Source organism: Mycobacterium sp. E1715 (genome assembly GCF_001667625.1).
Taxonomy (GTDB): domain Bacteria; phylum Actinomycetota; class Actinomycetes; order Mycobacteriales; family Mycobacteriaceae; genus Mycobacterium.
In genome coordinates this window covers 1-2,170 of the sequence record NZ_LZJJ01000413.1, presented here as the reverse complement: position 1 = coordinate 2,170, position 2,170 = coordinate 1, and the positions used below count along the sequence as shown (strand labels likewise).

The following is a 2,170-nucleotide window of genomic DNA, read 5'->3' as shown; positions in this document are numbered from 1 at the left end:
CCTGCGCGAAGGCGGTGTGGAAAAGCAGTCCCTGCTGCACCGGGGTCAGTGGCAGCACGTCGGCGACGCCGCCCTGCCTGCACAGGCTGTCGATTTGCTGCTGGCTGAGCTGAGCGGGTGCGATGTCCGACGGGGTCAACCCGCCGCCGCCGGCCCGGACATGCGCGCAGATTCCGGCCAGGGCCTCAAACCACAACTGGCTCAAGCGGTTTACCCGCTCGTGGTCCAGCGCCGACGGGGCCCAGCTCCAGTTCGCCTGCAGGTGCGGACCCGCCTCGGTGTCCATGGTGCCGGCGTTGAGCTCGACCGTGTGCGCGAGTGGCATGGGCACCGCCGTGGCCACCGCCGCCACCGCCAGGCTGTCGTGGCTGACCCGCCACAATTCCTCGGAGAGGTCGGCGCCCGCGCCGAGCCGTCCCAGATAGTTGAACCCGATCACCGGGTCCGCCCCGTCCAGGTCCACGTCGTCGTTCAGGTAGCGCAGCAGGCCGTAGGTCAGTCCGTCGGGCAGGGCGCGCAGCTGTTCCTTGGCGGCCTTGATCACCGGGCCCAGGGCGGGCTCGCCGCCGGCCACCTGTGACCAGCTCAGCCGGCCGGCCTTCAACGCCACCGGGTATTTGGTGGTGAACCAGCCGACGGTGCGCGACAAGTCCACCCGGGGGAACAGTTCCTCCTGACGGCCGTGGCCCTCCACGTCGATGCCGATCGGCGCCGCGCCGGTGCCCAGGAACTCCGCGAAGGCCAGTCCGAAGGCGATCAACAGGATGTCGCCCACGCCTGCGTGGAAGGCGGCCGGCACCTCGCCGAGCAGCAGCCGGGTCGTCTCGACGTCCAGCGAGACGGACAGCTGACCGGCGTTCACATAGGTGTCGGCCTCGGGTTGCACCGCCGGCAACGCGGCCGGGGTGGCCGCGACCTGCCGCCACTCGTCGGCGCGGGACACCACGTCGGGCCGGTGCGCGTACTCCTGAAGCAGCGACGACCACCGGGCGAACGACGTGCCGGGGGCCAGCAGGGCGATGGGCTGCCCGTTGTGATGCTGAGCCCACGCGATGTTGAAGTCTTCCAACAGGATTCGCCACGACACCCCGTCGACGGCGAGGTGGTGGATGATCAGCGCCAGCTGACCCGTCGACTGCGCCCACGCCGCACTGACCATCACCCCGGCGGCCGGGTTCAGCCGCGACCGGGCCTCCGCCAACGCCTCGTCGGACAGCGACTCGACGGCGTGCACGCAGCCGCGCGCGTCCACCGCACCGACCTCGGGCACCTGCAGCGACCAGCCGCCCACACCGTCGTCATCGGCGCGCAGCCGCAGGGCGGCATGGCGATCCAGCAACGCCTGCAGCACCGCGACCACGTCGTCCTCGCCGGCCCCGGCCGGGGCTTGCACCACCATGGTCTGGTTGAACTGCTCGATGGGCCCGTCGATGCTTTCCAGCCATCGCATGATCGGGGTGGCCACCACCGGCCCGACGCCGTCGTCGCCCGCCCCGGCCGCACCGTCGGCCGCCACCTCGGCCACCCGGGCCAGCCTGGCCACCGACTGCTCGACGAACACGTCGCGCGGCCGGAACAGGATGCCGGCCGCGCGGGCGCGCGCGACCACCTGCATCGACAGGATGCTGTCGCCACCCAGGTCGAAGAACGAGGCGTCGACACCGACCCGCTCGAGCCCCAGCACCTGGGCGTAGATGTCGGCCAGGATCTCTTCGACGGCGTCGCCCGGCGCGCGGTACTCGGCGGTGGCGTATTCGGGTGCGGGCAGGGCCCGCTTGTCGAGCTTGCCGTTTCCGGTCAACGGCAGGGTCTCCAGCACCACCACCGCGGCCGGGACCATGTACGGCGGGAGGCGATCGGCCAGCGCAGCCCTGATTGCGGCCGGATCGGCGGTCCCGGTGATGTAGCCCACCAGGCGCTTGTCGCCGGGGCGGTCCTCGCGGGCGATCACGGCCGCCTGGTCCACCCCGTCGAGGCCCTTGAGCACCGACTGGATCTCGCCGAGCTCGATGCGGTAGCCGCGGATCTTGACCTGCTCGTCGGAGCGGCCGAAGTACTGCAGCTGCCCGTCCTCGCCCCAGCAGACCAGGTCGCCGGTGCGGTACATACGCGCTCCGGGACCGCCGAAGGGGTTGGCCACGAACCGGGAAGCCGTCAACCCGGCGCGGCG

General features: G+C 71.7%; 1 protein-coding gene. It reads right to left on the bottom strand.

Features of this window, described 5'->3' with window-relative positions:
• Window positions 1–2,170 (bottom strand): condensation domain-containing protein (locus tag A9X03_RS20045; RefSeq protein ID WP_156746613.1); only part of this gene is annotated, 2,170 nt, incomplete at both ends.